General features: G+C 65.3%; 6 protein-coding genes. 5 read left to right on the top strand and 1 reads right to left on the bottom strand.

Annotated elements, in window-relative coordinates; translation table 11 throughout:
* From JHC36_RS09120 to adk, 4 genes are all read left to right on the top strand, one after another.
* A partial coding sequence (locus JHC36_RS09120; protein ID WP_287918407.1) for a tetraacyldisaccharide 4'-kinase occupies positions 1 to 419 on the top strand: 419 nt, incomplete at its 5' end.
* On the top strand, positions 400 to 606 hold the full coding sequence (locus tag JHC36_RS09115; protein ID WP_124221489.1) for a Trm112 family protein: 207 nt from the start codon (positions 400 to 402) through the stop codon (positions 604 to 606). The genes JHC36_RS09120 and JHC36_RS09115, both read left to right, overlap by 20 nt.
* A 5-nt stretch (positions 607 to 611) precedes the next feature.
* Positions 612 to 1,436, top strand: a complete 825-nt coding sequence (kdsB, locus tag JHC36_RS09110) for a 3-deoxy-manno-octulosonate cytidylyltransferase (protein ID WP_287918404.1) — start codon at positions 612 to 614, stop codon at positions 1,434 to 1,436.
* A 114-nt stretch (positions 1,437 to 1,550) separates the two neighbouring features.
* The gene (gene adk / locus JHC36_RS09105; RefSeq protein ID WP_287918402.1) at positions 1,551 to 2,207 is read left to right on the top strand and encodes an adenylate kinase; all 657 of its coding nucleotides are present in this window, start codon (positions 1,551 to 1,553) and stop codon (positions 2,205 to 2,207) included.
* On the opposite strand, the gene JHC36_RS09100 is transcribed toward adk, so the two are convergent.
* Positions 2,177 to 3,199: an asparaginase gene (locus JHC36_RS09100; protein ID WP_287918401.1), complete on the bottom strand. Its 1,023-nt coding sequence runs from the start codon at positions 3,197 to 3,199 to the stop codon at positions 2,177 to 2,179. The genes adk and JHC36_RS09100 overlap by 31 nt on opposite strands.
* A gap of 65 nt (positions 3,200 to 3,264) precedes the next feature.
* Here JHC36_RS09100 and lexA point away from each other — a divergent pair, with 65 nt between their 5' ends.
* Positions 3,265 to 3,942 carry a transcriptional repressor LexA gene (gene lexA / locus JHC36_RS09095; RefSeq protein ID WP_287918399.1) on the top strand — a complete coding sequence of 226 codons (678 nt, stop codon included), beginning with the start codon at positions 3,265 to 3,267 and terminating at the stop codon, positions 3,940 to 3,942.
* Positions 3,943 to 4,414: the final 472 nt, after the last annotated feature.

Raw genomic sequence — 4,414 nt, 5'->3', positions numbered from 1 at the left:
TGGAGCAAAGCGTGCCCGTCCACCGCCGCCTCTCCGACACGGCCGTCAACGCCGAGGGCCAACGGCGCCCCCTCGCCGCCTTGCGTACCCAGCCGCTCGTGGCCGTCGCGGGGATTGCCCACCCCGAGCGCTTTTTCGAGGCCCTGCGTGCGCAAGGGCTCACGCTCGCGGAGTGCCACACCTTCCCCGATCACTATGATTTCGGTAGCAACCTTGCGCCATTTTTCGCTGGCAAAGAGATTATTTGCACCGAAAAAGACGCTGTGAAACTGTGGTGCTGGCGGCCCGAGGCCTGGGCGGTGGCGCTCGAAGTCGAACTGCCCGAAGCCTTCTTCGCTGCCATCGACCGAGCCCTAGCGCCGGCTCCGCAACGTGCCCAATCTCACTATGATCGAGCCCATGGATCCCCGCCTACTTGAACTCCTGGTCTGCCCAGTCACCAAAGGGCCGTTGGACTATCTGCGCGAACGCAACGAGCTGCTCTCCCGCAGTGCTCGTCTGGCCTATCCGATTCGCGATGGCATCGCGGTCATGCTCGAATCCGAAGCCCGCGTCGTCAGCGAAGAGGAAATCGCCGCGCTCCCGCCGCGAACGCCCCAGGTATGACCGGCATGGCCTCCGACATGAACGCAATGGACCCGGGCGCTGCGCCCACTTCTGCCGGTTTCATCGTCCTCATCCCGGCCCGGATGCGTTCGAGTCGCCTGCCGGGCAAGCCGCTTGCCGACCTGGCGGGCCTGCCCATGGTGGTTCGGGTCGCTCAACAGGCGCTCAAAAGTCATGCGCGGCGATGCGTGGTCGCGGCGGACGACCCCGCCATCGCCGAAGCCTGCGCGCGCCACGGCATCGAATGTCTGCTGACCGAGCCCGACCATCCAAGTGGTACGGACCGACTGGCCGAAGCCGCCCAACGACTCGGGCTCGCGAGCGAAGAAATCGTCGTCAACGTCCAGGGCGATGAGCCCCTGATCGAGCCCCAACTGATCGACGCCGTCGCCGAATGCCTGGCTCGCCACCCCAGCGCGCGCATGGCCACGGTTGCCTGCCCCATTGACGATTTCGAAGCCTACACGAACCCGAACGTCGTCAAAGTCGTGACCGACCGGCATGATCGCGCGCTGTATTTCAGCCGGGCCCCCATCCCCTGGGACCGGGACCGCTACAGCAACGGCGTGCGGGAACTGCCCGGCACGAGCGCGCTGCGCCACATCGGGCTCTACGCGTACCGGGTGTCGTTTCTGACCGCGTTCCCGAAACTTGCGGTCGCACCGATCGAGCAGGTCGAGGCCTTGGAGCAGCTCCGCGCGCTGTGGCACGGTGAGACGATCGCGGTGTACCGCACCGACTCGGCTCCACCCGCCGGCGTCGATACCCCGGAAGATCTCGAACGTGCACGGGTACACCTGGCGCTCGAACGCGCTGCTTCGCGCTTGTAAGAGACCCTGCAGCCACGCGTGCTATTCTCGATTCGAGCCTTGGGTGCGCCTGGCCGCGAAGCCCGCGCCCGAACAGAAATCGACCCTAAGTTTTCCATTGACTCGAGGTAAATCATGAGACTGATTCTTTTGGGCCCCCCTGGCGCCGGCAAAGGCACTCAGGCCGCGTTCATCGCGAAGAAATATGGCATTCCCCAGATCTCCACAGGCGACATGCTGCGGGCAGCCGTGAAAGCCGGAACCCCGCTGGGGCTGCAAGCCAAAAGCGTCATGGACGCCGGTGGGCTGGTCAGCGACGACCTCATCATCAAGCTCGTGAAGGAGCGCATCGCCGAGCCCGACTGTGCCCATGGTTTCCTCTTCGACGGCTTTCCCCGCACCATCGCCCAGGCCGAAGCCCTGAAGAACGCGAATATCAAGATCGACTACGTGCTCGAGATCGATGTTCCATTCGAAGCCATCATCGAGCGCATGAGTGGCCGCCGCTCGCACCCGGGGTCCGGACGCACCTATCACATCAAGTTCAACCCGCCCAAGGTCGAAGGCAAGGACGACATCACCGGCGAGCCGCTCGTCCAGCGCGACGATGACAAGGAAGAAACCGTGCGCAAGCGGCTCGAGGTCTACAGTGCGCAAACTCGGCCCCTGGTCGACTACTACCGCAAGTGGGCCGAAGTCGACCCCGAACACGCACCGAAATATCGCGCCATCAGCGGCGTGGGCACGGTCGAAGAAATCACTCAGCGCGCGCTGGCAGCGCTCGAGAGCTGACCCTCGCGGCTCAGCAGGTCCAGCGCCAGGCGGATGCGCGCCTTGACCGGACTCAGACTCCCCGCGGACGCGAAAGCGTCCGCGGGCGTGCCAATCACCCGCCCAACCCCGCAGCGCGTCGAGCGAACCACGCGCACACCGTGCTCGACCGCACGCGTCAATGCGCGCTCGAGCTCGACGTGAACCGTCCCATTGCCGGTCCCGGCAACGACCAAGCCTTCCACGCCCGCGTCCACCAAGACGGAAACCGCCCGCGCATCGGCCAGCGCGTGGCTGTGGATGATTTCAACCCAGGGCCAGCGCTGCGCGGCCAGGAACGCGGCCCGGCCAGCGGCTCTTGAATGGCCTGCCGCCAAGCCATCACCATTCGAGACCGGCGCACACAACCAGCGCACCTGGCCTTCCTCGATCCAGGCTGATGGGCCGGCGTCGCCGGCGTCGAACGCATCGAGGCGATACGGATGGGCCTTGCGCACCCAGGCCGGGGCATAAACCCGCCCTGCAAACGTCACCCAGACACCGCGAGCCCGTGCATCGGTGGCAAGGCTGACCGCGTCCAGCAGGTTTTGAGGGCCATCGGCTTGCACCGCCGTCGCCGGTCGCATCGCACCGGTCAGCACGACGCGAGCGGCGTCCACATCCAACAGTTGTTCGAGCAGGTACGCGCTCTCCTCCATCGTGTCGGTGCCGTGGGTGACCACCACGGCACCCACGGCCTCATCGTCGATCAACTCCTGGCACCGCCGCACCAAAGCCTGCCAGACCGACAGCGACATGTCTTTGCTGTCGACTTGGGCCAGTTGCTCTGCGGCGCTCGTCCACGACCCCAAGCGCTGAGCCAGCCCGGGCACCCGCTCCAACAAGGCCTCGATTCCGATCTGGGCCGCCCGGTAGCCGACGGCATCCGCCGCATCGGCGGCCTGCCCCGCAATCGTCCCCCCAGTCGCCAGAAAAACGACACGCTGCCCCACCGTTTCATTGAACGCTTGCATGATGGAAAAAACTGGCTAAAAATACAGTTACTGGATATTCTTACAGCCAAACCTCTGGAGCAGCCATGCCCCCTTCGAAGTCCGGCTCCGATCGCCTGACCCCCCGGCAACAACAGGTGCTTGAACTGATTCAAAGCGCCATTGCCAATACCGGCGCCCCTCCGACGCGGGCAGAAATCGCCGCCGAACTCGGCTTTCGCTCGGCCAACGCGGCAGAGGAACATCTGCAAGCGCTCGCCCGCAAAGGTGCCATTGAACTCGTCAGCGGAACGTCACGGGGCATCCGCCTTCGCCTAGGCGCCTTCAAAACAGAGGGCGAGCGATCGTTCGGCTCATCTCTGCTGAAGGAGCTTTCGACGCTCGCGCTACCGCTCGTCGGGCGTGTGGCCGCCGGCCATCCGATTCTCGCTGAAGAGCACGTCGAGCAAACCTTTCATGTCGAGGCCAGCCTGTTCAGCCGCAAACCCGACTATCTACTCAAAGTGCGTGGCCTCTCGATGCGCGACGCGGGCATCATGGACGGCGACCTGCTGGCCGTCGCGCGGGTCCAAGATGCTCGCGACGGCGAAATCATCGTGGCCCGGATCGACGGCGAAGTCACCGTCAAGCGTCTGGTGCGACACCCGGACCACATCGAACTGCGCGCCGAGAATCCGGACTTCGCCCCCATCATCGTCCAACCCGGAGCGTCGATCGAAATCGAAGGCTTGGCCGTCGGTCTGATCCGGCCGCACTGTCCTTGAAGGGGCAGAGGCGCCGCCCACCGTCACCTTCGCCCAAACACGGTGGAGCCCGGCCCCAGCCATCCTGACTGAACCGTCGTGTCAGCGACCCCGTCCTGCAGGTGGCGGGCGTTGAGTGCCGCGGAAGCACTCAACCCTGCAGCGCTCGGGCTTCATCGTCAATCCTGCCTGTGTTCAACCGATCGATCGGAGAGGTTTACATGGGACTTATCCAGGGCATCCAGGCGCGGCTGCGCCGCTTCGGGCAACGCGCCACCGCGTGCAACGCATCGGCGGCCATGACACTGGCAAGACCGACCCTGCCAAAGACGCCCCGAGCGGACTCCCCGCCGTCGTTTTGGGCAGACACCAGCCATCAGGCCACGGACTCGGCCCCGACACCTGCGGCAGCAGCCCGCGCTCGCGCGCCCATCCTGCGCGTCGTCCACAGCGTCGAAGGTCAGGGCCGCCACTCCGGTGCGGTTCGACTGCG

It is taken from the genome of Tibeticola sp., from assembly GCF_022759015.1.
GTDB classification, from domain to species: Bacteria; Pseudomonadota; Gammaproteobacteria; order Burkholderiales; family Burkholderiaceae_C; genus Tibeticola; species Tibeticola sediminis.
The sequence above is the reverse complement of the archived record's forward strand: the minus strand, read 5'-3'. Positions and strand labels throughout refer to the sequence as shown.